This window comes from Arthrobacter sp. I3 (assembly GCF_000520575.1).
GTDB lineage: Bacteria > Actinomycetota > Actinomycetes > Actinomycetales > Micrococcaceae > Arthrobacter > Arthrobacter humicola_A.
In genome coordinates, this window is sequence record NZ_KI914908.1 from 68,491 (window position 1) to 69,835 (window position 1,345).

The 1,345-nt window shown below is 68.3% G+C and carries 1 protein-coding gene and 1 pseudogene; both read right to left on the reverse strand.

Annotated elements, in window-relative coordinates; genetic code table 11:
• Positions 1-426 precede the first annotated feature (426 nt).
• Complete coding sequence (locus Y706_RS0105035) at positions 427-882, reverse strand: NUDIX hydrolase (protein ID WP_028275721.1); 456 nt, start codon at positions 880-882, stop codon at positions 427-429.
• Between the two features lie 34 nt (positions 883-916).
• Positions 917-1,345 (reverse strand): annotated as a pseudogene (locus tag Y706_RS27810) (ATPase); the annotation flags it as partial.

Below are 1,345 nucleotides of genomic sequence, written 5' to 3' on the forward strand. Positions count from 1 at the left end.
AACCGCTCGGCGACGCCGGCCGTGTAGCCGTAGAGGACAGGACCTTCGGGGCCAGCCTCATCGGAGGGCCCGGACGTATGAGGCACAGATGAATGAGGTTCGGATGAATGAGGTTCGGATGAATTAGTAATGAGGGCGCTGCCGGCGCCCCGGGATGCAGGATAAATGGTCAACGAAAACCCTTTGGTGGGGCCCCGTGGTGCGGCGCATTGCGGGCTGCGGCGGTTTGGATGCCGCGCGCGGAGACTAGCGCTCGATGGCTAGGCTGCGCCGTGGGACAGGGCAGGAATAATGACATGGCGTGTATCGGTGCGCTGCGCGCTCAGAAATATCGCATTCATTGCTTCCACCTCCCCGTCGATTGCCGGCCTGCTGCGGCCGGCGGTTTCTACAGGATAGCCATGGTGCCCGTGCGTGGCCAGCGGTTTAGCCGGAAAGTTTTCCGTTCAGCGGCCGCTCACGGTACAGACGCAGCCCGGCATCCACGAGCGAGACCCGGTTCAGCTGCGCCACCTCATCCAGCGGAATCCAGGCCGCGTGGGTGGTGCTGCCGTTCACTTCGTGACGCAATTCCCCGCCCGTGATCGTCGCCTCGTAGACCAGCCGGAGCGACTGGAAGTCCCGCACGCCGCCGTCGAGCCGGACTTCGGACGGCCAGTGCCCGACGTCGATCCCCAGCATGGCGCCGACCTCGGCGTCGTAACCGGTTTCCTCGTGGATCTCGCGGCGGCACCCGTCAACCGGGTGTTCGGCCAGGTCCAGGCCGCCGCCGGGCAGCGTCCAGCCCTCGCGGCCGTCCTGCTTCCAGTACGCCAGGAGGATCCCGGCGTCACGGATGATGACGGCGTAAGCGGCGGGCCGGGTGTCGAATTGCATGCTCATCCCCCCAGCGTAGTGGCCGGCGGATTGCCCCCGCCTACTCCTGTTCCGCCACCAGCTGCAGCACCCCGAAGACCGGCTCCTGCGCCAGGACCCGGACATCGGTGATCCCCGCGGCGGCCAGGGCTGCGCGGAACGACTCCTGCAACCGCGGCACGTTCATGCCGAGCCCGCCGCCCAGGATGACGGGTCCCTCGATGCCGAGCTGCCTGACGGTCTGCGCGGCGAGGTCGGCGAGGTCGCGCCCGGCTTGCTCCATGAGGGCCCGGCTCGGCGCATGGCCGGCGTCTGCAGCCTCCACCACGAGCCGGGCCCGCTGGGCCCAGAACCGGCGCCCGGTCTCGGGCGAGTGGAACATGGCGATCAGCTTGTTCGGGTCATCCACCCCGCAGGATGCCAGCAGGGCCGTGCTGAGTTCGTCCGGTTCCAGCCCCTGGTTCATCCGGCGCAGGCTGTGGCGGACGGC